This is a genomic window from Micromonospora sp. bgisy143 (assembly GCF_057708145.1).
This window is the reverse complement of sequence record NZ_JBYIRN010000004.1, coordinates 103121-124087: the sequence shown is the minus strand read 5'-3', so window position 1 is coordinate 124087 and position 20967 is coordinate 103121. Positions and strand designations below refer to the sequence as shown.

Here is a 20967-nt window from a genome sequence, read left to right as displayed (position 1 = left end):
GGAGGACAGCGTCTGACGAGAGGTGGGGATCGTGTCCGTACCAGTGATCGCGGGGCTCGGGACAGCACAGCCGCCGGCCGCTTCGCAGGACGAGTTGTGGGAGGGCTTCTTCTCCCGGCACTTCACCGGCAGCACCCGGGCGTTGGCCGAGCGGATCTTCGCGAACTCGGGGGTGACCCGACGGCAGGCCGCGGTCAACCCGTTGCTCGAGGATGTCTCGGACTGGCCGACCGAGCGCCGGATGCGTCGCTACCAGGTGGAGGCGCTGCCGCTGGGTAAGGAGGCGGTGGGGCGCGCGTTGACCGCCGCCGGCCTGGACGCCGGCGACGTCGGGATGTTCATCGTCTGTTCCTGCACCGGGTACGCCACGCCGGGGCTGGACATCCTGCTCGCCCGCGACCTGGGCATGGCGGCGGACACCCAGCGCATGTTCGTCGGCCACATGGGCTGCTACGCGGCGCTGCCCGGGCTGGGCGCGGCGAGTGACTTCGTCACCGCCCGGGGGCGGCCGGCGTTGCTGCTCTGCGCGGAGCTGACCAGCCTGCACATCCAGCCGTCCACGGCCCGCGTAGACACCCAGCAGATCATCTCGCACGCGCTCTTCTCGGACGCCGCCGTCGCCGCCGTGGTGGTGCCCGGCGGCCGGGGGTACGCGTTGCGCGAGGTCGCCTCGGTCACCGACACCTCGACGGCCGACCACATGACCTGGGACGTCACCGACGCCGGGTTCCGGATGGGGCTGTCGTCGAAGGTCCCGCAGGTCCTGTCCCGGCACGTACGCGGTCTGGTCGACGACCTGTTGGCCCGGCACGGCGGCACCGTCTCCGAGGTGGACGGTTGGGCCGTGCACCCGGGTGGGCCACGGATCCTCAACGTGGTGGAGCGGGAGTTGGCCCTGCCGCCGCAGGCGTTGGCCGCGTCCCGTGCGACGCTCGACGAGCACGGCAACTGCTCGTCGCCGACGGTGCTGTTGATCCTGGACCGGCTGGCCCGTTCGACGCCGCCGCCCCGGCGGGTGGTCATGCTGGCGTTCGGTCCGGGACTCACCCTGTACGCGGTCCTGCTCGATCGACAGGAGTGAACGAGGACGACCCGGCCGGTACGCTCCCCGTATGAGTGCGGCGGGGGACGATCGGGTGCGCTCGGCGGTGCTGGTCGGTATGGCCCTGGGCGCGCTGGCGGTCGGCGGCTGGTGGTGGCGTGCCGCCGCGCCCGCCCCGGTGGCCGGGCCGGTGCGCCCACCCGTGGTCGCCCCCAGCGTCAGCACCGAACTGGAACGTTTCCTGGCCCGTGTTGAGCCCGGGGAGCAGCTGACGATGCGGGTCGATCCGCAGAGGGGCGAGGTCGTCCGGGTGGACGGCAACCGGCGGGTCGTCATCAACCCGGAGACGGGCGAGGCCACCGACATCGACGGCGACGTGGGGGTTCTCGTCCCCGGCAGTGATCTGCCCTCGTTCCGCAGCACGATCTGGCGGGAGGAGCGGGAGCTGGCGCCCGGCGAGGAGCGGACCCGGCAGGCTTCCGACGACGGTTCGCGCTTTCTGCTCCAGTACCGGTGCACCCGACCGGGCGCGCTGGCGGTGACGAGCACCGGTGCCGAGATCGCCGGCCCACCGCGCATCGACTGCGACGGCACGCTCGCCTCCGCCCGGGTGTTGCCCGGCGGCGGACCGTTCCGGGTGTCGCTGTCGGCCGTCGGCGACCAGCCGATCGACGTGGCGGCGCAGCTCGTCGCGCTGCCCCCGTCGTAAGGGCGGCTCGCTCAGCGGGCCAGGGCGGTCAGGTCGTCCTGGTACGCGTCGACCGGCCCGACACCGGGCAGTACCCGGGTCACCACGCCGGTGCGGTCGACCAGCAGCGCGTTCGCGGCGCCCGGGCCCAGGAACGAGCGCAGGCCGCCGGCGGGGTCCGCCAGCGCACGGACGCCGGCGACCGGCGGTGCGGTTGCGACGGCTCGGCCTTCGGTCACGGTGACCACCGTGACGCCGACGGGTGCCGCCGTCACGGCCTCGACGACGACGTCGGGGCAGCCGCAATCGTCCACCAGGATGATCATGGCGGGCAGCAGGCCGCGCAGCGGCACGGGCGCCTGCTCGGCGTCGACCAGGTCCAGCGCTGGCAGCGCCTGGCCGGTCAGGGACACCGGTGGCGGGGAGGGTGCCGGAGTGGGTCGGTCGGTGCTCCGGCCGGCGCGGGGCCAGGTCACGGCGAGCAGGCCGGTCAGGGTGGTGAGCACCGCCACCAGCAGGACGAGCAGCGGCAGCGCGAGCACCCGGCGCGCGGGCTGCTGGCCGTTGGCCCGGCGTAGCTCACGGCGCACCTGGGCGGCCTCGCCGGCGAGGGCCGAGGCATCGTCGGGGATGACGATGCGTCCCCACTCGGGCGGTAGGTCGGGCAGGCCGTCGGGTGGCCCGTGGCCCTCTGCGTCCGGCTTGCCCATCGGACCCCCCAGGAAGCGTCTCGAGAGCGGAGTGTGGCTCGGTCTCCAGGGTCCCGCACCGGGGGCACCTCCCGCTACATCTGGGCGCGGTCCCGCACGCCGGGATACCATGGGAGGAGCGCATAGCCCTTGATCTCGACGTTCTGTTCACCCGTATCGGGAAGTCATCCGATCGTCACGGAGCGTGTTCGAACCATCGGTTTGACCGCCTGTCAAGCTGAAGAAAGACCTCTCACAGGGCCCCTGAGCTGCGCCAACGGTCAGGACATCGGTGAGACATCGTTGCCTGAGCGTGTTACCCTAGACACAGCGAAAGGGGTTTCGAACCTATGGTTTTCAGTGTCGGCGAGACCGTTGTTTACCCCCACCACGGGGCCGCACTCATCGAGGCAATCGAGACTCGGGTCATCAAGGGCGAGCCTAAGCAATATCTCGTCCTGAGGGTCGCGCAGGGTGACCTGACGGTCCGGGTGCCGGCTGAGAATGCCGAGATCGTGGGCGTTCGTGAGGTGGTCGGCGAAGAGGGCCTCGGTAAGGTCTTCGACGTTCTCCGGGCTCCGCACACCGAGGAGCCGACCAACTGGTCGCGGCGTTACAAGGCCAACCTGGAAAAGTTGGCCTCCGGCAACCCATTGAAGGTCGCCGAGGTCGTGCGTGACCTCTGGCGTCGTGAGCGGGAGCGGGGCCTGTCCGCAGGCGAGAAGCGGATGCTGGCCAAGGCCCGCGACATTCTCGTCGGCGAGGTCGCGCTGGCTGAGAAGAGCACCAAGGACGAGGCGGAGACGCTGCTCGACAAGGTCCTCACCGAGGCCTAGTCCGCACAGCATCGTCGTACCCACTTCGTAGCGAAGAAACCACCGAGGACCGCGACGTGACCGCGCAGCTCAACCCGCGCGGTGACGTCGCGGTCCTCGTGCCTGCGGCGGGTGCCGGCGTACGTCTCGGTCCCGGGCGACCCAAGGCGCTGCGCCTGCTCGCCGGCGAACCGCTGCTGGTGCACGCCGTGCGCCGGCTCGCCGCCGCCGCGTCGGTCCACACGATCGTGGTGGCCGCGCCCGCGGCCGAGGTGACGGGCGTCCGTGCGCTGCTGGCCCCGGTGGCGCCGGTGACCGTGGTGGCCGGTGGCGCCGAGCGTCAGGCGTCGGTCGCCGCCGCGCTCGCGGCCGTACCGGAGGGCCCGACGATCATCCTGGTGCACGACGCCGCCCGCGCGCTGACCCCACCCGAACTGGTCGAGTCGGTCGCCGCCGCGGTCCGGGACGGCCAGCCGGCGGTGATCCCGGTCCTGCCGGTCGTCGACACGATCAAGGAGGTCGACGCCGACGAGGTGGTGTTGGGCACCGTCGACCGGTCCGCCCTGCGCGCGGTGCAGACCCCGCAGGGCTTCCGCCGATCCGTGCTGGCCGCCGCGCACGCCGCCGCGGGAGATCCGCTCACCGACGACGCCGGCCTGGTCGAGAAGCAGGGCGTGGCGGTGGCCTGTGTGCCCGGTTCGGAGTACGCGCTGAAGATCACCCGCCCGTTCGACCTGGCCCTGGCGGAGCACCTGCTCGCCGCCGCCGGCTGAAGCGCCGGCACCTTCGGCGCGGGCGGGACCGTGAGGTCGGCTACGCGTACGCTCGGATCATGATCGTTCCTCGGGTGGCCATCGGCACCGACGTGCACGCGTTCGAGCCCGGCCGACCCTGCTGGGTGGCCGGCCTGCTCTGGCCGGACCAGGATGGTCTCGCCGGGCATTCGGACGCCGACGTCGTCGCCCACGCCGCCTGCAACGCGCTGCTCTCCGCCGCCGGTCTCGGTGATCTCGGCTCCGCGTTCGGGGTGGACCAGCCGGAGTGGGCCGGGGCGTCCGGCGTGGCGCTGCTGACCGAGACGGCCCGCCGGGTACGGGCTGCCGGCTTGGCGATCGGCAACGTGTCGGTGCAGGTCATCGGCAACCGGCCCAAGATCGGCCGCCGTCGGGAGGAGGCGCAGCGGGTGCTCTCCGAGGCCGTCGGCGCACCCGTGACCGTCTCCGCCGCGACCACCGACGGGCTCGGTTTCGCCGGCCGCGAGGAGGGTCTGGCGGGCGTCGCCGTGGCGCTGGTGTACGACGCCCCGGCCGCCTAGGCTCGCCGCGATGTCCACCGATCCCGCCCCCGACCGGTTCGCCGCCGACGGTTACCTCGAACGCGCGCAACTCCTCGCCGAGTTGGGTCGCCACGACGAGGCGGCCGGCGAGTTGACCGAGAGGCTCGCGCTGAAGCCCGCCGACCCGGAAGCCCTCACCATGCTGGCCCGGGTGCAGCTCGCCGCCGACCGGCCGGTCGACGCGCTCACCGCCGCCGATTCGGCCGTGGCGGCCGCACCGGACGCCCTGCCGGCGCTCGTCGTACGGGCGATGGCTCTGGTCGACCTGGGTCGGTACGCCGAGGCGGCCGCCGCCGCCGACCGGCTGCTGGCGCTCGGGCCGGCCGACGCGTACGCCCAGCGCAGCGCAGCGGCGATCCTGGCCGACGCGCGCAACGGCCAGCCGGCGCTGAACGCGGCCTGGCGCGGGGTCGAGCTGGCGCCCCAGGAGCCGCAGGCGCATCTGGTGCTCAGCCTGGTCGCGGCTCGGCTGGAGTTGTTCGACCTGGCCGAGCGGGCCTACCGGGAGGCGCTGCGGCTCGACCCCCGCCTCGCCGAGGTCGGGCACGACGTCGGCGTGCTGCGCCTGGAGCAGCGCCGCTGGTCGGCGGCGCTGGAGCAGATGGCCGAGGCGGTGACGTTCGGTCCGAGCCGCATCGACTCCCCCCGCACGCTCGCGCACGGCCTGCACCGGCTGGTGCACTACGGCGCGGGCTGGTCGCTGGTCGCCGCGGTGGTGGTGGCGTTCGCGGCGTCGACGAGCGGTGGCTTCTCCCGGGTCCTGGCGGTGCTCGCCGCCCTGACCGGCGGTGTCCTGGTCTGGCAGCTCGCGGCGCGGCTGCCCGGGTTCACCCGGACCGTCCTGCCCACCATGCTGCACGCCGACCGGACGATGGCCCTGGCGGTCTACGCGGTGGCGGCCGCTCCGCTGCTGCTGCTGGTGTACGCGGTGGTCGGCTCACCGTGGCCGCTGGTGCTCGCCATCGTCACCACGGTGATAGCCGAGTTCGCCGCCTTCCAAAGAACAACCTTCCGCTAGAGGCGGCGCGCCCAAGTCCAGGCGTACCCCTCGTCCTCGCAGGCGGGTGCCGCGTCGCAGAGGTCGAGGGGGCGGAAGGTGTCGACCATGACGGCCAGCTCGTCGAAGTAGTCCGCGCCGATGGAGCGTTCGGCGGCGCCCGGCTGGGGGCCGTGGGTGAACCCGGAGGGGTGCAGCGAGATCGAGCCCTGCTCGATGCCGGAGCCACGCCGGGCCTCGTAGTTGCCGCCGGTGTAGAAGAGCATCTCGTCGGAGTCGACGTTGTGGTGGTTGTACGGCACCGGGATCGACTGCGGGTGGTAGTCGACCTTGCGCGGCACGAAGGAGCAGATGACGAAGTTGGGCCCCTGGAAGGTCTGGTGCACCGGCGGGGGCTGGTGGATGCGGCCGGTGATCGGCTCGAAGTCGTGGATGGAGAACGCCCACGGGTAGAGGTGGCCGTCCCAGCCCACCACGTCGAACGGATGGTTCGCGTAGACGTACCTCGTCCAGCCGCGCCGGTGTTTCACCAGCACCTCGACCTCCTCGCCGTCGACGAGCAGGGGCGTGTCCGGGCCGCGGACGTCGCGTTCGCAGTACGGCGAGTGCTCCAGGAACTGCCCGCGTACGGAGAGGTAGCGCTTGGGCGGGCCGATGTGCCCGGACGCCTCGACGGTGAGCAGGCGTACCGGCTGGTCGCCGGTGGGGACCAGCCGGTGGATGGTCGAGGTGGGGATGACGACGTAGTCGCCGGCGACCGCGTCCAGCGCCCCGAACGGCGACTCGACCCGCAGGGTGCCCGCCTCGACGTAGAGGCAGTGGTCGCCGGTGGCGTCGCGGAACAGCGGGGAGGGCCGGTCGGCGAGCACGTAGCCGATGCGGACGTCGTCGTTGGCGAGCAGATACTGCCGGCCGAGGATCGGGTCGGCGGCGCCGGCGTCGAGCTTGTGGGTGCGCAGGTGGCGGGGCTTGAGCGGCAGGTTCGGCGTCCGAGTGACGGCGGGCGGGGTGAACTCGTCGGCGGCCAGGATCGCGGTGGGCGCGTGCCGGTGGTAGAGCAGGGACGAGTCGGAGGAGAAACCCTCCTGGCCCATCAGCTCCTCGGCGTACAGGCTGCCGTCGGGCTGGCGGAACTGGGTGTGGCGCTTGCGCGGCACCTCGCCGACGCTGCGGTAGTACGGCATCTCGCCTCCCGATGGATCCCGTTCACCGGCCGAAGGCGTCCGATAATCGGACGCTGTTGTCCGTTCCTCGTAGCGTCCCGTACATTCTTGTGCCGTGTCAACGCAGGTGCCCGCGCTCCTTCACGGCCTGGTGGACGACGCCGCCGTCTTCCCTCCGGGCAGCGCCACGCTGCCCGACGCTCTGCGGGCACACCGCCAACACCGCGCCGCCTGGTACGACGACCTGGTCGGCCCGCTGCTCGTCCCCGCCTCGACCGTTGCGGCCGGCGACCTGAACCGTCTCGTCGATCGTGCCGAAGGCTTCGTCGTCGGGCTGATCGGTGACACCGGGATCGCCCAGCTGCCGTTCGCGCTCTCGTTCCTGCCGCCGGACGGCATCACGGCCCGGCAGGTCGAGGTGGCCGTCGCCAAGCGGGGCGAGGACCCGCTCCCCGGCGTCGCCGAGCTGCTACGGCTCACCGAGGCCATGCCGGGCGTTGAGGCCGTCTACGCCGAGCTGCCGCTGACCTTCGGACTGATGGGCGCGGTGGATGCGCTCGCCGCCGCCCGGGCCGACGGGGTGCCGATCGCCGCCAAGTTCCGCACCGGGGGCCTCGCCGCCGAGCTGTTCCCCACCCCTGCCGAGCTGGCGGCGGTGGTCTGCGCCTGCCGCGACCGCGCCCTGCCGTTCAAGCTCACCGCCGGACTGCACCAGGCCGTGCGGCACCTCGACCCGGAGACCGGGTTCACCCACCATGGCTACGCCAACGTGCTGGCCGCGACGCTCGCCGCCGCCGACGGGGAGAGCGTGCGGGTCGTCGCCGAGCTGCTGGCCGCGCTCGACCCACGTCCGCTGCTCGAACGCATCAACGGACGGCTGGACGCGCCGCGCCCACTCTGGGTCGGCTTCGGCTCGTGCAGCATCCTGGAACCACTTACCGATCTGATCCGGCTGGGGCTGGTGAACGGGGGCTACGACGGATGACCTGGGTGAGCGGCGTTGACGGTTCGCCGTACGGCGTGACGAACCTGCCGTACGGGGTGTTCTCCGCCGGCGGGGACGAGCCGCGGATCGGCGTACGCATCGGGTCGTGGATTCTCGACCTGGCCGGGGCGGAGGCCGCCGGCCTGGTGCTCGCCGCCGGCGCGCTGGGCCGACCCACCCTCAACGACTTCATGGCGCTCGGGCGTCCGCAGTGGACGGCGGTCCGCCAGCGGATCGTGGAGCTGCTCACCGACCCGGCGCACCGGCCGGCGGTCGAACCGCTGCTGGTGCCCCTGGCCGACGTGGAGCTGCTGCTTCCGATCGAGGTGGCCGACTACGTCGACTTCTACTCCTCGGAGCACCACGCGTCGAACGTCGGGCAGATCTTCCGCCCGGGCCAGCCGCCGCTGCTGCCCAACTGGAAGCACCTGCCGATCGGCTACCACGGCCGCGCCGGGACCGTCGTGGTCTCCGGCACGCCGGTGGTCCGGCCCACCGGACAGCGGGCGTCCGCCGAGGGTCCGGTGACCGGCCCGTCGGTACGCCTCGACATCGAGGCCGAGGTGGGCTTCGTGGTGGGGGTGCCCAGCGCGTTGGGCGACCGGGTCGCGGTGGACGACTTCGCCGACCACGTCTTCGGAGTGGTGCTGGTCAACGACTGGTCGGCCCGCGACATCCAGGCCTGGGAGTACCAGCCGCTCGGCCCGTTCCTCGGCAAGTCCTTCGCGACCTCGATCTCGGCCTGGGTGACGCCCCTCGAAGCGTTGGCCGCGGCCTTCGTGCCGGCCCCGGACCAGGACCCACCGGTCGTCGACTACTTGCGCGACGTACCGCACCTGGGGCTCGACCTCCGGCTGGCGGTCGAGTGGAACGGCGAGCGGGTCAGCGAGCCGCCGTTCGCCGGCATGTACTGGACGCCGGCCCAGCAGTTGGCGCACCTGACCGTCAACGGCGCGTCCCTGCGCACCGGTGACCTGTACGCCTCGGGCACCGTCTCCGGCCCGGACCGCTCCCAGGTCGGCTCGTTCCTGGAGCTGACGTGGGGCGGGGCGGAGCCGGCGAAGGTCGGCACCGAGAGCCGTACCTTCCTCGCCGACGGCGACACGGTCACCATCACCGCCACCGCGCCCGGCCCGGACGGCACCACCATCGCCCTGGGCGAGGTCACCGGCAGGGTCCAGCCGGCCCACTGAGCAGGCCAATCGCGCGTGCCCACGCCCGGCCCGCCGGGCACCTGGCCCGACGTCGGCTTCCTTTGCTCTGCTTCACCCCACGCAACACCTGGGGCCGCTCGTTGTTGCGTCCGTTGAAGCAGAGCAAAGGGCCCGCCGGGTCCACCTCGGCCCGCTTCGGAGCCGCCTGAACGCCTGCCCGTCCGGCCGTCCCATCGACGAGACTCTTGGTCGCACCGTCTGTGCGATCACCACACCCCGTTTCCCCGTTGATCACGCGGATCAGTCGCCCCGCCACCCCCCTGGGGAGTGGTGGGGCATTCCGACGTACACGGAGGTAACAACCATGCACGATCTCACCGGAGCGCTCTGGCGCACCAGCAGCCGGTCCAACGACCAAGGGCTCTGCGTGGAGGTGGCGGACAACCTGGTCGACGTGATCGGCCTGGTCGCGGTCCGCGATTCCAAGGACCAGAGCGGCCCCACACTGGCCGTCAGCCCGCCGGGATGGACAGCGTTCGTCGGCGCGATCAGGTCCGGTCGCTTCGAACGCTGAGCGGCGTCGCACCGGGCGAAACGGTGCGACCGAACCGCCGAAACGGACAACGTGGCCTCCGGGTGGTGGAAATTCCGTCCGGGGGCCTCGTCCGGCCCGCACCGCGCGTACCGTCGGTGGCACGGGAGGGTGGCATGTCGACGGTCGCGGTTACCGGTTTCATCGAGGCGGACGCCGTCGATGTCTGGTGCCTGCTGACCGACCTGTCCGGCCGGGCCGACCGACTGACCGGGGCCGGCCCGGTCGAGGTGCTGACCCCGGGCCCGTTCGGGCCGGGCACCGCCTGGCGTGAGGAGCGCGCCCAGCCCGGCGGCGGCACTCTCACCGAGGAGTTCCTGGTGGTGGAGGCGGTCGCGCCCCAACGGCTGGTGCTCTGCTCCTCCGGCGCCGGTGCGGACTACCGGATCACCTGGCGTCTGCGCCCGGACCGGCGACGCCGTCGCCCGCGCACCGCGGTCACCGTCACCCAGGAGGCGGTGCCCACCGATCCGTACGGTCGGGTGGTGGCGCTGCTGCTCGGTGGCCTCGCCGCCCGGGCGGTCGAGGTGGCGCTCCGGCGTGACCTCGCCGACCTGACCGTCGCGGCGGGCGCCGCCGGCTCGCTCGAAGCGGCCTGACCGCCCGCCGCCTGCCCGGTTCCGCTGGGTAGGGTGCCGGGCGGAGGTGCGGCATGGGGTTCCCGAGGGGCCGGCGACGGCTCGTGCTGGCGGTGGCGGTGGTGCTCGCCGTGGCGGCCGTCGCGGTCGTCGTGCACCGGGTGCTCGCGCCGGCCGAGGTGAGTACGCCGGCCCGGGCTGACTATCCGGCCGCGCCCCAACCCGCGCCCGGTGTGATCGGCCGTCTCCCGGTCGCCCCGTTGATCGTGGACGGAAGGCTGCGGGTGTACGCCGCCCACCGCCAGGTCTACGCCGACCGGCCGGTCGACGGTCGCTACCGGACCACGCCGTTCTGGTCCTACCGGCGCTGGCCGGCGGAGCTGACCGGGGTGGTGGCCGGCGGTCGTACCGTCGTCAGTCGCTGGTCCGACGGTCAGCTCGTCGCCCTCGACGCGGCTACCGGTCGGGTGCGGTGGCGCGCCGACGGTCCGGTACCGGCCGAGGTCGGCGCGGTGAACCGACGTACCAGGGCGGCCGTCGTCTGGGACCCGCCCGGGCTCTACCGCGTTCATCTGAGCGACGGACGGATGGCGCTGGTGGTCACGGGCGACAGCGAGGCGCGCGCCGTCGAGCTGACGGACGGCCGGGAACTCTGGCGGGTCGCGCTGCCCGGTGCCTGCCGCGGTGACGTGGGTACCACCGTGACCGGCCAGCTCGTCGGACTGGACACCTGCGCGGGGCCGGCGACTGTCGAGTTCCGTGATGGGGCCACCGGCGTGGTCCGGGCGCGCTGGCGACCGGAGGGATCTCCGGACAGGTTGGTAGTGATTCCGCTGGGTTGCCGTGCCGGCCGATCGGACTGTTCCGCCCTGCGCACCACTGGACCGGGTGACGCGGATGGTCGGGGGTGGCTGGTGGACGTGGGCGGTCCCGTCCCCGCACCGTCCCTGGACCCGGTTGGCGCGACAGTGGTCGACGAGGTGGCGGTGACGGTGCGCGACGGTACGGCAGTGGGGCGTTCGGCGCGTTCCGGCGCCGAGCTGTGGCGGGTCGATGGTCTGGGCGCGGGGGCCCGGGTGCTCGCCGCGCAGCCGGGCCGGGCGTACCTGCTCACCCAGGAGAACGACCTGGTGACGCTGAACCCGGTGACCGGTGCGCAGCTTTCCCGCTTCCGGTTGAACGTCGGCTCGGACGGTACCGGTTGGGAGCCGGGAGCGGTGTTCGCCGGGGACGGATACCTGGTGCTGGAGCGACTCCGGCGCCCGATCGCCCCCGATGCCGATGACCAGCGGTACTTCCTGTCGTCCGAACCGGTGATCCTCGCGGCGGGCTGAGGTGCGGAGCCGGTAAGCACGGCTCGGATTCACGTTCGGCGGTATCGTCCCCTCAATATCACTCTGCGTGACTCGGGGGTTACCGCCATGTCGCACCGACGACTTCCCGCCGTTCTCGTCGCCGGTCGGCTGGGTCTGGTCGCGCTCGCCGCGGTGGGGGCGGTGCTCCTCGCGCCTGTTGCCCCGAGCGCCGTCGGTCAGTTCGCGGCTCGGGCGGCGGTGGCGCCGAGCGCCGGCACCGGGGTCACCTTCGAGGTGCGTCCCGCGCCGACCACGGCTTCTCCCACGCAGCCGCCCACCCCGTCGGCGCAGCCGGCTCCCACCGGGACCGCCCAGCCGCAGCCGCCGACCCGCTCGCCGCAGCACGGCGGTGAACTGCCGCGAACCGGGATGGGATCGTGGCCTCTCCTGTTGGTCCTGGCGGGTGCGACGCTCGTGGTCGGTGGGTTGCTGCTGCGTCGACGACGCGGTGCCAATTAGCTAAATAAAGGACAAACAGCACCATATGTCCTTCAGACTGCTAGACGGCGGACAGCAGACTGAAGGGCCGGGCCTCGATGCGGTTTCTACGACGAATGGTGGCCATCGCCGCCTCCCTGCTCGTGTTGCTCGGCGGTCTCGTGGTCCTGCCCGCCCAGCCGGCCCTGGCGGCGCTGGTCCGCACCTTCAGCCCACGCTTTCAGGAGAGTGAGCGCGGGGACGTGGTGTTCGCCGGCAACACCCTGGTCACCTGCTCGACGCCCACCAGCCAGTGCGCCACCGCGCAGACCGGCACCACCGCGAACAACAACGACTTCAACGCCCGCTACGTGGACGTGGACAGTGTCGCCGCGACGACCAATTCCAGCAGCGCCACTCTCACCGTGCCGACCGGAGCCACAGTGCTCTGGGCCGGCCTCTGGTGGATGGGCAGCGCCGCGAGCGGCGATCCCGGACGCCCGAGCATCCGACTCGCGCCGCCCGGTCAGCCGTACACGACCTTGCAAGGCCAGGTCAGCACCGGCAGGGTGGCCACCAATGGCGGGGTCGCGTATTCGGCGTTCGCCGAGGTGACCCCGCTCGTCACCGCCAGCGGTAGCTACACGGTCGGCGGCCTGACCACCACGTTGGGCGCCAACGCGCGTGGCGGGTGGGCTCTGGTCGCGGCGATCCGCGACCCCGCCCAGCCGCTCCGCAACCTGGCGGTCTTCGACGGGTACGCCGAGATCAGCTCCGCCGCGGCCGACTCCCGGGTGACCACCACCATCTCCGGCTTTCGTACCCCCAGCTCGGGCACGGTGACGGCGCGCATCGGGGCGATCGCCTCGGAGGGGGACGCCGGGCTGACCGGCGACGGCATCTCGTTCAACGGGGTGGCGTTGAACGACGCACTGAACCCGGCGACGAACTTCTTCAACAGCTCGATCACCCGGCTCGGCTCCCGGGTGACGGCGAAGAACCCGAACTACGTCAACCAGCTCGGCTTCGACATCGACTACCTGGCCGCGCCGGCCGGTTCGATCGGCAACGCGCAGACCTCCGCCTCCGTGGCGTTCAGCACCGGTGGCGAGTCGTACGAGCCGATGGCGCTCTTCACCGCGATCGACATCCTGGAACCGGACGTCATCGCCACCAAGACGGTCGGCCGGGTGGGTGGCGGAAGCCGGGTCGAGCCCGGCGACCAACTCGAGTACACGGTCTCCGTCACCTCCAGCGGTAACGAGAACGCCACCACGGTCCAGCTCACCGACGCCATCCCGCCGGCCACCACGTACGTGCCGGGGTCGTTGAGCGTCAACGGCGTCAGTCGTACCGACGCCGCCGGCGACGACCAGGCCGGCTATGTCGTGGCCGGCAACCGGGTGGTGGCCAATCTGGGCACCGGCGCGACGGCGGCGGCCGGCGGCACGCTGGTCACGGGCGCGGTGAACACGGTGCGCTTCCGCGCGCGGGTCGTGGACTCGCCGACGCCCGGCGTCACAGTGGCCAACCAGGCGAGCATCAGCTACGGGTCACCGACGTCGAGCACCATCTACACGGATCTCACCGACGACCCGTCGGCGGCCGGGGTCGGAGATCCCACCCGGACCGACATCAACGACAGCCCGCAGGCGCAGGCGGTCCAGGTCGGCACGGCCGAGGACACCGTGCTCACCTTCAGCCTGCGCGACTACGTGGTGGAGCCGGACGGGGACGAGGTCACCTTCACCGTCACGTCGACGCCGCCGGCGCAGGGGACACTGACCTGTACGCCCTCCGGTGCCTGCACCTACGTCCCGGCACCGAACGTCAGTGGATCGGTGGGCTTCAGCTACACCGTCTCCGACCCGTCCGGGCGGTCCGCCTCGGCGGCCGGGACCATCACCGTCACCGCCGTCAACGACCCGCCGGTGGCGGTGGCCGACCGTGGGACCACCGCGGGCACGGCACCGGTCGCGGTGAACGTGCTGACCAACGACACGGACGTGGACGGCGACCCGCTCTCCGTCGTGCCGGCGACCGGCGGCACGGGCCACGGCAGCTTCGTGTGCGACACCGTGCGCTGCACGTACACGGCGGGGGCGGGCTTCGCCGGCGAGGACACCTTCGAGTACACGGTCCGCGACCCGGGCGACGGCCGGGCGACGGGACGGGTCACCGTCGTGGTCAGTCCGGCGGCGGGTTCCGGCCTCTCGATCAGCGCGCCGGAGACGGCGGCCCTGCCCACGGTTCGGGTGGGCACCCCGACGGCCAACGGGGAGCTTGGCGCGGTGGTGGTCACCGACGATCGCGGCGCGCAGTCCGGCAGTTGGACGGCGACGGTCTCGATCACCAGCTTCACGAGTGGCCGCGGTGGGGTGGTGCCGGGCGCCTCGGTGACGTACGCCTCCGGTCCCGCGGTGCAGACCATCGGCACCGGGACGTTCCTGCCGCAGTCGGGTGCGTCCCTGGGCGCTCCGCAGATCGCCGCACGGTGGACCGGGGGCAGCGGACCGAACGAGGTGACGTGGAATCCGAGCCTCACGGTGGCGCTGGATCCGTCGCTGGTCGCCGGCACGTACCAGGCGACGATCGTGCATTCGGTCGCGTAAGAGGTACAAAAGGTCGAAAAGCACGCGATGCGGACATCGGCCCATAAAATGGACATGTGGCTGATGCGGCCGCCGCCTACCGGCGTTACCGAACTGGAAGTGAGGAAGTCTATGCGCTCTCTTCGTATGGCGGCCTGCGCCGCCGTAGCCGTCGGGGCGGGCCTCGCGCTGGCCACGCCCGCGGTCGCTGCGCCCAGCGACAGCACCGTCGTGACGTTCAACGTGGTCGGTGCCGGCCTCGACATCACCGCCCCCGAGACGGCCAGCCTCGGCAGTGGCCTGCCCGGCGCGGTCCTCAGCGGCTCGATCGGCACGGTCCGGGTGACGGACCAGCGCGGCGCTCCCGACGCGTCGTGGACGGCCACCGTGACCTCGACGCACTTCGAGACCGGCGGCGGCAGCCCCAGCGAGCGGATCCTGGCCAGCCAGGTCGACTACTGGTCCGGCCCCGGCGCGGAGCAGCAGGGTAACGGCACCTTCACGCCCGGCCAGCCAACCTCGGCCAACGCCCAGCCGTTGGACACCGTCAACCCGCTCGTCGCCTTCACCCACACCGGCGGCACCGGCACCAACAGCGTCGCCTGGTCGCCGACGCTGAACGTCAACATCCCCGCGTCGGCCGTCGTCGGCCTCTACACCGGGACGGTGACACATTCGGTGGCCTGACCGGTTCGGGCTTCGTCTGGCGGTGGCGGCGCTGGCCGCGCTGCTCGCCGCCACCCCGGCTGCCCCGGCACCCGCCGGGGCGGCCGCGCCCGATCCGGAGCGCGACAGGATCGGCATCCAGTTGCTGGAAGCACCCGTCGACCGGCGGGCGGACCCGCGCGCCCACACCTACATCATCGACCACCTCGCCCCCGGCAGCACGATCAGCCGTCAGGTCAAGGTGGTCAACCGCTCCGACAGCCGGTACCGCCTCGAGCTGTATCCGGCCTCCGCCACCGTCGACGGCGGACAGTTCCGGTTCGGTGAGGGCCGCAGCGCCAACGAGCTGACCTCCTGGACGTCGCTGGACCGCTCCACCCTCACCCTCGGGCCGGGTGACGAGTCGGAGTTGACCGCGACGATCCGGGTGCCGAAAAAGGCGTCGGCCGGCGAGCGGTACGCGGTGATCTGGGCCGCGGTCACCTCCGCGCCCAAGGACGGCGGCAACGTCACCCAGGTGCACCGGGTGGGCATCCGGGTCTACCTCGATGTCGGCGCGGGCGGGGAGCCCCCGTCCAGCTTCGCGATCGGCGACTTCACCGCCGGTCGGAGCGCCGAAGGGCAGGCCACCCTGGCCGTGGCGGTGCGCAACACCGGCGGTCGGGCGTTGGACCTGACCGGCACACTCTCGTTGGCCGAGGGGCCGGCGGGTGTCCGGGCGGGGCCGTTCGACGTCGTCGACGGGACCACCCTGGGCCCGGCGCAGTCCGGCTCGATCACCGTCGCCCTACCCCCGAACCTGCCCAACGGCCCGTGGCGTGCGGACCTCACCCTGACCAGCGGGCTGATCAAGGAGACCGCGAGCGCCACGATCACCTTCCCGGACCCGGGCGAGCCCGCCAGCACCTTCGGCCTCGACGACCTGTCGATGCTCGTCGGCGGGTCGCTCGTCGTCGGCCTGCTGCTCCTCGTCGGCCTGCTGCTCGTGGTGCGCCGCCGCCGGCAGACGCCGCTGCCGGCCCCCGGCTGAGTTTGCCGCGGGAGCCCGACGAACCAACTGCCGTCCACCCGGTTCGCCCGTTGCGGGAGGCGAACCGGGCCGACGGTCAGGCGAGCGCCGCCTCCGCGGCCGCCAGGAACGCGTCGTTCTCGGCCGGGGTGCCGATGGTGACCCGGACGCCGTCCCCGGCGAACGGCCGCACGATCACCCCGCGCGACTCGCACGCCTTGCCGAACGCCACGGCCTGCTCGCCGAGCGGCAGCCAGACGAAGTTCGCCTGGCTGGTCGGCACGTCGGGCACGAACTTGCGCAGCGCCTCGGTGACCCGCTCCCGCTCGGCGACGACGAGCGCGCACCGGCGCTCCATCTCGTCGGCCTGGGCCAGCGCCGCGAGCGCGCCGGCCTGGGCGGCCGTGCTCGTCGAGAACGGCGTGACCACCTTGCGGACCGCCGCCGCCACCGCGGGCTGCGCGACCAGCCAGCCGATCCGCAGCCCCGCGAGGCCCCACGCCTTGGACAGCGTGCGCAGCACCGCCACGTTCGGCCGGTCGAGGTAGTCCAGGCCGTCCGGCACCTCGGGGTCGGTGACGAACTCCCGGTACGCCTCGTCGATGACCACCAGCACGTCGTCCGGCACCGAGTCGAGGAACCGGTCCAACTCGGCCCGGCGTACGGCCGTGCCGGTGGGGTTGTTCGGGTTGCAGACCAGGATCATCCGGGTCCGGTCGGTCACGGCCGCCGCCATGGCTGCCAGGTCGTGCCCGTGCCCGGCGTCGTTGGCGACCCGCACGCTTGTCGCGCCGCTGGTCGCCGCGATGATCGGGTACGCCTCGAACGACCGCCACGCGTACAGCACCTCGTCACCCGGCAGGCAGGTCGCCCGCACGAGGTGCTCGGCGAGCGCCACCGACCCGCAGCCGGTGGCGATCCGGTCCGCGTCCACCCCGTAACGCTGGGCCAACGCGTCGCGCAGCGCGACCACGCCCATGTCCGGGTACCGGTGCGAGCCGGTGACGGCCTCGGTGACCGCCTCGACCACGCCCGGCAGTGGCCCGTACGGCACCTCGTTGCTGGCGAGCTTGATGGCCTCCGGCAGACCCAGCTCGCGGGCCAGGTCGGCGGGGCTGCGCCCGGGCACGTAGCTGGGCAGCGCGTCCAGGTCGGCGCGGGTCAGTCGCACCGCCGGCTGGTGACGTCCGGAGTCGCTCATGGGGTGTCTCCCGAGGGCTGAGGGTGATCGTCGGTGGCAGGGGGACCGGTGGTGGCGGGGACCTCGACGACCACCGTCTGCGCGCGCTTGTCGTGCCACGCCTGGCGCAGCGGATGGTCGACGAGCGGGGACGCGGCGTCGATGAGCTGGATCAGCAGGCCGAGACCCAGGCAGGGCCAGAGCAGGGTGGACATGCCCGGGATCGTCCACCGGGCCAGCGCCCGGCCGAAGCCCAACGGCTGGTCGGCGATGATCGGGACTGCCCGGATCCGCATGACCCGTTTGCCGATGGTCTGCCCGTTGCCGGCCATGGCGGGCACCTCGTACGCCAGCCACAACGCGGCGGCGATCACCGGGATCACGATCTCGAGGAGCGCGGCCTGCTCACCGATGGGCGGCATCCCCTCCGTGGAGGTGTTGCCCTCCGCGGCGCGCCGTAACGTCTCGCGCCAGTACGGCATCAGTTCGTCCACCAGGCGCCAGACGAACCAGCCGTTGACGAGCACGTTGAGCGCCAGGACAACTGTGAAGTCGATCAACCGGGCGACAAGCCGGCGGCCGTAGCCGGCCAGCCGCAGCCCGTGGGGGCGCGGCTCGGGCGGGCGGCCGGGCCAGCCGGGGGCCCAGCCGGGAGGCACGCCCTGCGGACCCCAACCGGGCGGGGTGCCCTGCGGGCCGTAACCGCCGGGTGGGGTGCCCTGCGGGCCGTAACCGGGCGGGCCGCCGTGCGGGCCCCAGCCGGTGGGACCTCCCTGCGGGCCCCAGACCGGAGGCGGGACGGCCTGCGGGCCGTGTCCCGGATGCGCTGGCGGACCGGGGTGCGGCGGCCAGCCCGGCGCGGTCCCCGCCGAGGGGGAGCCGGCCGGGGCTACCGGTACGGGCGGCGGCTCGGGCGGGGGTGGGCCGTCGGGCGGGGTCGCGTCGGCGGGAATGGGCGCGCCGAGCCAACCCTCACCGTCCCAGTAACGCCGGGTCTCGGGGTCGGCGGGGTCGAGGTACCAGCCGGGCTCCACACTCACGCTGACGCTCCGCTGTCGTACCTGCTGGTTCGCTCGCTCACGAGGCAACCTTAACGACGACCGTCGCGGCGAACTTGTCGTGGAGGCACTGCTGCCAGGGCTTGTCCCAGAGCTGCCAGAACCCGTCGGCGTAGCTCAGGCCGGGGACCAGCGAGCAGGCCAGATACTGCACGAGCCAGCGGCGTCCGGCCATCCGCCGGTCGAGCGTACGGGTGGGATCGAGCGGCACCACGCGCAGCTTCATGATCTTCTTGCCGAGCGTCTGGCCGCCACGCTTGAGGTATTCGACGTGGTACAGCCAGTAGAGCCCGAGCAGCACGACGAAGATGCCGATCTCGAACAGCAGCAGCGGCAGGAAGAAGTCGGTGAGGAAGGTGGCCGGGTCGGGTTCCACCAGCGTGCCGTCCGGGTTGGTCCGGGTCACCTCGCGGAACATGCGCCACCACAGGACCAGGAAGACCGGCATGAACAGCACCATCACCACGACGGTCGCCAGCGCGGTGTCGATGAGCCAGGCCAGCAGCCGGTCACCGAAACTGGCCAGCGGCTGCCCGGCCGGGCTGAGCGCGGGCGGGCTGAGCGCGGGCGGGGCGGTCGGCCAGTGCGGCGGAGGGTGGCCGGCTGGGCCGTACTGCGGCGGCACCGGGTACCCCGGCGGGGCGTACTGCGGCGGCACGGCGTACCCCTGGGGGTGTGGGCCGGGCGATGGCGCGACGCCGCCGGCGGCGGGCGGAGGCCCACCGGCCGGCGGCGTCGGGTACGACGGAGGCTGCGTCACGCTCGACAGTGTTACAGGTTGCCGCGCGCTTCCTGCTCCCGCTCGATGGCCTGGAAGAGCGCCTTGAAGTTGCCCTTGCCGAAGCCCAGCGAGCCGTGCCGCTCGATCAGCTCGAAGAAGACGGTCGGGCGGTCCTGCACCGGCTTGGTGAAGATCTGAAGCAGGTAGCCGTCCTCGTCCCGGTCGACCAGGATCTTGCGCTCCTTGAGCTGCTCGATCGGCACGCGGACCTTGCCGATCCGCTCCCGCAGCTCCGGGTCGTCGTAGTACGAGTCGGGGGTGTCCAGGAACTCCACGCCGGCGGCGCGCATGGCGTCGACGCTGGCCACGATGTCGTTGGTGGCGACGGCGATGTGCTGGGCGCCCGGGCCCTGGTAGAACTCCAGGTACTCGTCGATCTGCGACTTCTTGCGAGCGATGGCCGGCTCGTTGAGCGGGAACTTCACCTTGCGGGTGCCGTTCGCGACGACCTTGCTCATCAGCGCCGAGTAGTCGGTGGCGATGTCGTCGCCGACGAACTCCGCCATGTTGGAGAAGCCCATCACCCGCTTGTAGAACTCCACCCACTCGTCCATGCGGCCCAGCTCGACATTGCCGACCACGTGGTCGACGGCCTGGAAGAACCGCTTCGGCTGGAGACCGGCGTCGATCATGGGCTGCCGGTCGACGATCGGACCGCGGGCCACGAAGCCCGGCAGGAACGGGCCGCGGTAGCGGGACCGGTCGACCAGGGTGTGCCGGGTGTCGCCGTACGCGGCGATGGCGGCCATCCGGACGGTGCCGTTCTCGTCGGTGACGTCGTGCGGCTCGACGACGCCGGTGGCACCCTGGCCGACGGCGTGCGCGTACGCGGCGTCGACGTTCGGCACCTCCAGCGCGATGTCGCTGATGCCGTCGCTGTGCTTGGCGACGTGCTCCGCGCCGTCGGCGTCCGGGCGCACCGCGCCGGTCAGCACGAACCGGGCCGAGCCGCTGGTCAGCACGTACTGGGCGTGGTCCCGGTAGCCCTGCTCCGGGCCCCGGTACGCCACGCAGGTCATGCCGAACGCGGTGGAGTAGTAGTGCGCCGCCTGCTTGGCGTTGCCGACCAGGAAGTGCACGTGGTCGAGCCCACGGACGGGGAACGGGTCGTGGCTGATGTCGTGGTCGACAGCGCCGACGAGCCGGTCGACGTCGACGTCCTCGGTCGACTGGGGTCGGTCGATCGCCTGGGTCATGGTGGCCTCCCTCGCGTACCGGCCGGCCTCGTGGGCCGGTTCTTGACCGAAGGATCGCGGCGTGGACGCCGAGTGGGCAACTGTCGACGTAAATGCTGGTCAGGTTGCGCATTCGGTATGGTCTGAACCCGTGAGAGGTGAGCAGGCTGTACAGCTCGACGCGCTCGATGTCCGCTTGGTCGAACTGCTCGCCGAGGAGCCGCGGATCGGGGTGCTGGAGTGCTCCCGGCGACTCGGCGTGGCCCGGGGCACCGTGCAGGCGCGGCTGGACAAGCTCATCGAGCGGGGGGTGATCCGCGGCTTCGGTCCGGAGATCTCGCCGGCCGCGATCGGGTTCGGGGTGACCAGCTTCGTCACGTTGGAGATCAGCCAACGGCAGGGCCACGACCCGGTCACCGCGCACCTGGCGGCGATCCCCGAGGTGTTGGAGGCGCACACCATCACCGGCTCCAGCGACCTGCTCTGCCGGATCGTGGCCCGCTCCAACACGGATCTGCAACGGGTCATCGACCAGATCGTCTCGTTCGCCGGCATCACCCGCGCGTCGACGATCATCGCGTTGGCGGAGCAGATTCCCTACCGCACGCTGCCACTGGTCCGCAGCGCCGTAACACCTTCCGGCGCAGAAAGCGCGGCGACACGGCGGCGCGGGCGTACGGAAGATCCGTGATCGTG

At 72.3% G+C, this 20967-nt stretch carries 22 protein-coding genes; 16 read left to right on the top strand and 6 right to left on the bottom strand.

Features of this window, described 5'->3' with window-relative positions:
• Nucleotides 1–22 precede the first annotated feature (22 nt).
• Both AC3EN4_RS08570 and AC3EN4_RS08565 read left to right on the top strand, forming a co-directional pair.
• Nucleotides 23–1081: a type III polyketide synthase gene (locus tag AC3EN4_RS08570; RefSeq protein ID WP_435205386.1), complete on the top strand. Its 1059-nt coding sequence runs from the start codon at nt 23–25 to the stop codon at nt 1079–1081.
• Nucleotides 1082–1112: 31 nt separating this feature from the next.
• On the top strand, nt 1113–1751 hold the full coding sequence (locus tag AC3EN4_RS08565) for a hypothetical protein (RefSeq protein WP_435205385.1): 639 nt from the start codon (nt 1113–1115) through the stop codon (nt 1749–1751).
• 11 nt (nt 1752–1762) lie between these two features.
• Here the strand turns inward: AC3EN4_RS08565 and AC3EN4_RS08560 are convergent, their stop codons facing one another.
• Nucleotides 1763–2440 carry a hypothetical protein gene (locus AC3EN4_RS08560; protein WP_435205384.1) on the bottom strand — a complete coding sequence of 226 codons (678 nt, stop codon included), beginning with the start codon at nt 2438–2440 and terminating at the stop codon, nt 1763–1765.
• A 329-nt stretch (nt 2441–2769) separates the two neighbouring features.
• On the opposite strand from AC3EN4_RS08560, the gene AC3EN4_RS08555 reads away from it, so the two are divergent.
• Genes AC3EN4_RS08555 through AC3EN4_RS08540 form a run of 4 tightly spaced genes read left to right on the top strand, consistent with a single transcriptional unit; the run spans nt 2770 to nt 5588 of the window.
• A complete protein-coding gene (locus AC3EN4_RS08555) occupies nt 2770–3255 on the top strand; it encodes a CarD family transcriptional regulator (RefSeq protein WP_007073334.1) in 486 nt (161 codons plus the stop codon).
• Nucleotides 3256–3311: 56 nt separating this feature from the next.
• Nucleotides 3312–4007: a 2-C-methyl-D-erythritol 4-phosphate cytidylyltransferase gene (ispD, locus tag AC3EN4_RS08550; protein ID WP_435205383.1), complete on the top strand. Its 696-nt coding sequence runs from the start codon at nt 3312–3314 to the stop codon at nt 4005–4007.
• A 56-nt stretch (nt 4008–4063) separates the two neighbouring features.
• Nucleotides 4064–4549, top strand: coding sequence for a 2-C-methyl-D-erythritol 2,4-cyclodiphosphate synthase (ispF, locus tag AC3EN4_RS08545; RefSeq protein ID WP_422740848.1), 486 nt, complete (start codon nt 4064–4066; stop codon nt 4547–4549).
• Nucleotides 4550–4559: 10 nt separating this feature from the next.
• Nucleotides 4560–5588 carry a tetratricopeptide repeat protein gene (locus AC3EN4_RS08540; RefSeq protein WP_435205382.1) on the top strand — a complete coding sequence of 343 codons (1029 nt, stop codon included), beginning with the start codon at nt 4560–4562 and terminating at the stop codon, nt 5586–5588.
• Here AC3EN4_RS08540 and AC3EN4_RS08535 read toward each other — a convergent pair.
• Nucleotides 5585–6751, bottom strand: coding sequence for a homogentisate 1,2-dioxygenase (locus tag AC3EN4_RS08535; protein WP_435205381.1), 1167 nt, complete (start codon nt 6749–6751; stop codon nt 5585–5587). The genes AC3EN4_RS08540 and AC3EN4_RS08535 overlap by 4 nt on opposite strands.
• Before the next feature lie 94 nt (nt 6752–6845).
• On the opposite strand from AC3EN4_RS08535, the gene AC3EN4_RS08530 reads away from it, so the two are divergent.
• The 9 genes from AC3EN4_RS08530 (at nt 6846) to AC3EN4_RS08490 (ending at nt 16098) form a co-directional block, all read left to right on the top strand.
• On the top strand, nt 6846–7715 hold the full coding sequence (locus tag AC3EN4_RS08530) for a hypothetical protein (RefSeq protein WP_435205380.1): 870 nt from the start codon (nt 6846–6848) through the stop codon (nt 7713–7715).
• A complete protein-coding gene (gene fahA, locus AC3EN4_RS08525; RefSeq protein ID WP_435205379.1) occupies nt 7712–8908 on the top strand; it encodes a fumarylacetoacetase in 1197 nt (398 codons plus the stop codon). Before AC3EN4_RS08530 ends, fahA begins: the two co-directional genes overlap by 4 nt.
• A 325-nt stretch (nt 8909–9233) precedes the next feature.
• Nucleotides 9234–9443, top strand: coding sequence for a DUF397 domain-containing protein (locus AC3EN4_RS08520; protein WP_355050986.1), 210 nt, complete (start codon nt 9234–9236; stop codon nt 9441–9443).
• Nucleotides 9444–9577: 134 nt separating this feature from the next.
• The gene (locus tag AC3EN4_RS08515; RefSeq protein ID WP_435205378.1) at nt 9578–10060 is read left to right on the top strand and encodes an SRPBCC family protein; all 483 of its coding nucleotides are present in this window, start codon (nt 9578–9580) and stop codon (nt 10058–10060) included.
• Between the two features lie 53 nt (nt 10061–10113).
• Entirely contained in the window at nt 10114–11373 is a 1260-nt protein-coding gene (locus AC3EN4_RS08510) for an outer membrane protein assembly factor BamB family protein (protein ID WP_435205377.1), read from the top strand.
• A gap of 87 nt (nt 11374–11460) precedes the next feature.
• On the top strand, nt 11461–11853 hold the full coding sequence (locus AC3EN4_RS08505; RefSeq protein WP_435205375.1) for an LPXTG cell wall anchor domain-containing protein: 393 nt from the start codon (nt 11461–11463) through the stop codon (nt 11851–11853).
• 77 nt (nt 11854–11930) lie between these two features.
• Nucleotides 11931–14423, top strand: a complete 2493-nt coding sequence (locus AC3EN4_RS08500; protein ID WP_435205374.1) for an Ig-like domain-containing protein — start codon at nt 11931–11933, stop codon at nt 14421–14423.
• 111 nt (nt 14424–14534) lie between these two features.
• On the top strand, nt 14535–15089 hold the full coding sequence (locus AC3EN4_RS08495) for a hypothetical protein (RefSeq protein ID WP_435205373.1): 555 nt from the start codon (nt 14535–14537) through the stop codon (nt 15087–15089).
• Nucleotides 15090–15111: 22 nt separating this feature from the next.
• Entirely contained in the window at nt 15112–16098 is a 987-nt protein-coding gene (locus AC3EN4_RS08490) for a COG1361 family protein (protein WP_435205372.1), read from the top strand.
• A gap of 76 nt (nt 16099–16174) precedes the next feature.
• Here the strand turns inward: AC3EN4_RS08490 and hisC are convergent, their stop codons facing one another.
• The 4 genes from hisC to hppD are packed head-to-tail and all read right to left on the bottom strand — an operon-like array spanning nt 16175 to nt 20292.
• Nucleotides 16175–17278, bottom strand: coding sequence for a histidinol-phosphate transaminase (hisC, locus tag AC3EN4_RS08485; RefSeq protein ID WP_435205371.1), 1104 nt, complete (start codon nt 17276–17278; stop codon nt 16175–16177).
• Nucleotides 17275–18297, bottom strand: a complete 1023-nt coding sequence (locus tag AC3EN4_RS08480; protein ID WP_435205370.1) for an RDD family protein — start codon at nt 18295–18297, stop codon at nt 17275–17277. Before AC3EN4_RS08480 ends, hisC begins: the two co-directional genes overlap by 4 nt.
• A gap of 37 nt (nt 18298–18334) precedes the next feature.
• A complete protein-coding gene (locus tag AC3EN4_RS08475) occupies nt 18335–19075 on the bottom strand; it encodes an RDD family protein (protein WP_435205369.1) in 741 nt (246 codons plus the stop codon).
• An 11-nt stretch (nt 19076–19086) separates the two neighbouring features.
• Nucleotides 19087–20292, bottom strand: a complete 1206-nt coding sequence (gene hppD / locus AC3EN4_RS08470; RefSeq protein ID WP_435205368.1) for a 4-hydroxyphenylpyruvate dioxygenase — start codon at nt 20290–20292, stop codon at nt 19087–19089.
• Nucleotides 20293–20422: 130 nt separating this feature from the next.
• On the opposite strand from hppD, the gene AC3EN4_RS08465 reads away from it, so the two are divergent.
• A complete protein-coding gene (locus AC3EN4_RS08465; protein WP_435205367.1) occupies nt 20423–20962 on the top strand; it encodes an Lrp/AsnC family transcriptional regulator in 540 nt (179 codons plus the stop codon).
• Nucleotides 20963–20967 lie beyond the last annotated feature (5 nt).

Excerpts from the sequence above, each read along its gene's own strand:
- fahA (WP_435205379.1), top strand. The coding sequence starts at position 7,712 with ATGACCTGGGTGAGCGGCGTTGACGGTTCGCCGTACGGCGTGACGAAC.
- AC3EN4_RS08510 (WP_435205377.1), top strand. The coding sequence starts at position 10,114 with ATGGGGTTCCCGAGGGGCCGGCGACGGCTCGTGCTGGCGGTGGCGGTG.
- AC3EN4_RS08565 (WP_435205385.1), top strand. The coding sequence starts at position 1,113 with ATGAGTGCGGCGGGGGACGATCGGGTGCGCTCGGCGGTGCTGGTCGGT.
- hppD (WP_435205368.1), bottom strand. The coding sequence starts at position 20,292 with ATGACCCAGGCGATCGACCGACCCCAGTCGACCGAGGACGTCGACGTC.
- AC3EN4_RS08535 (WP_435205381.1), bottom strand. The coding sequence starts at position 6,751 with ATGCCGTACTACCGCAGCGTCGGCGAGGTGCCGCGCAAGCGCCACACC.
- hisC (WP_435205371.1), bottom strand. The coding sequence starts at position 17,278 with ATGAGCGACTCCGGACGTCACCAGCCGGCGGTGCGACTGACCCGCGCC.
- AC3EN4_RS08515 (WP_435205378.1), top strand. The coding sequence starts at position 9,578 with ATGTCGACGGTCGCGGTTACCGGTTTCATCGAGGCGGACGCCGTCGAT.
- AC3EN4_RS08500 (WP_435205374.1), top strand. The coding sequence starts at position 11,931 with ATGCGGTTTCTACGACGAATGGTGGCCATCGCCGCCTCCCTGCTCGTG.
- AC3EN4_RS08555 (WP_007073334.1), top strand. The coding sequence starts at position 2,770 with ATGGTTTTCAGTGTCGGCGAGACCGTTGTTTACCCCCACCACGGGGCC.
- AC3EN4_RS08540 (WP_435205382.1), top strand. The coding sequence starts at position 4,560 with ATGTCCACCGATCCCGCCCCCGACCGGTTCGCCGCCGACGGTTACCTC.
- AC3EN4_RS08495 (WP_435205373.1), top strand. The coding sequence starts at position 14,535 with ATGCGCTCTCTTCGTATGGCGGCCTGCGCCGCCGTAGCCGTCGGGGCG.
- AC3EN4_RS08505 (WP_435205375.1), top strand. The coding sequence starts at position 11,461 with ATGTCGCACCGACGACTTCCCGCCGTTCTCGTCGCCGGTCGGCTGGGT.
- AC3EN4_RS08520 (WP_355050986.1), top strand. The coding sequence starts at position 9,234 with ATGCACGATCTCACCGGAGCGCTCTGGCGCACCAGCAGCCGGTCCAAC.
- AC3EN4_RS08560 (WP_435205384.1), bottom strand. The coding sequence starts at position 2,440 with ATGGGCAAGCCGGACGCAGAGGGCCACGGGCCACCCGACGGCCTGCCC.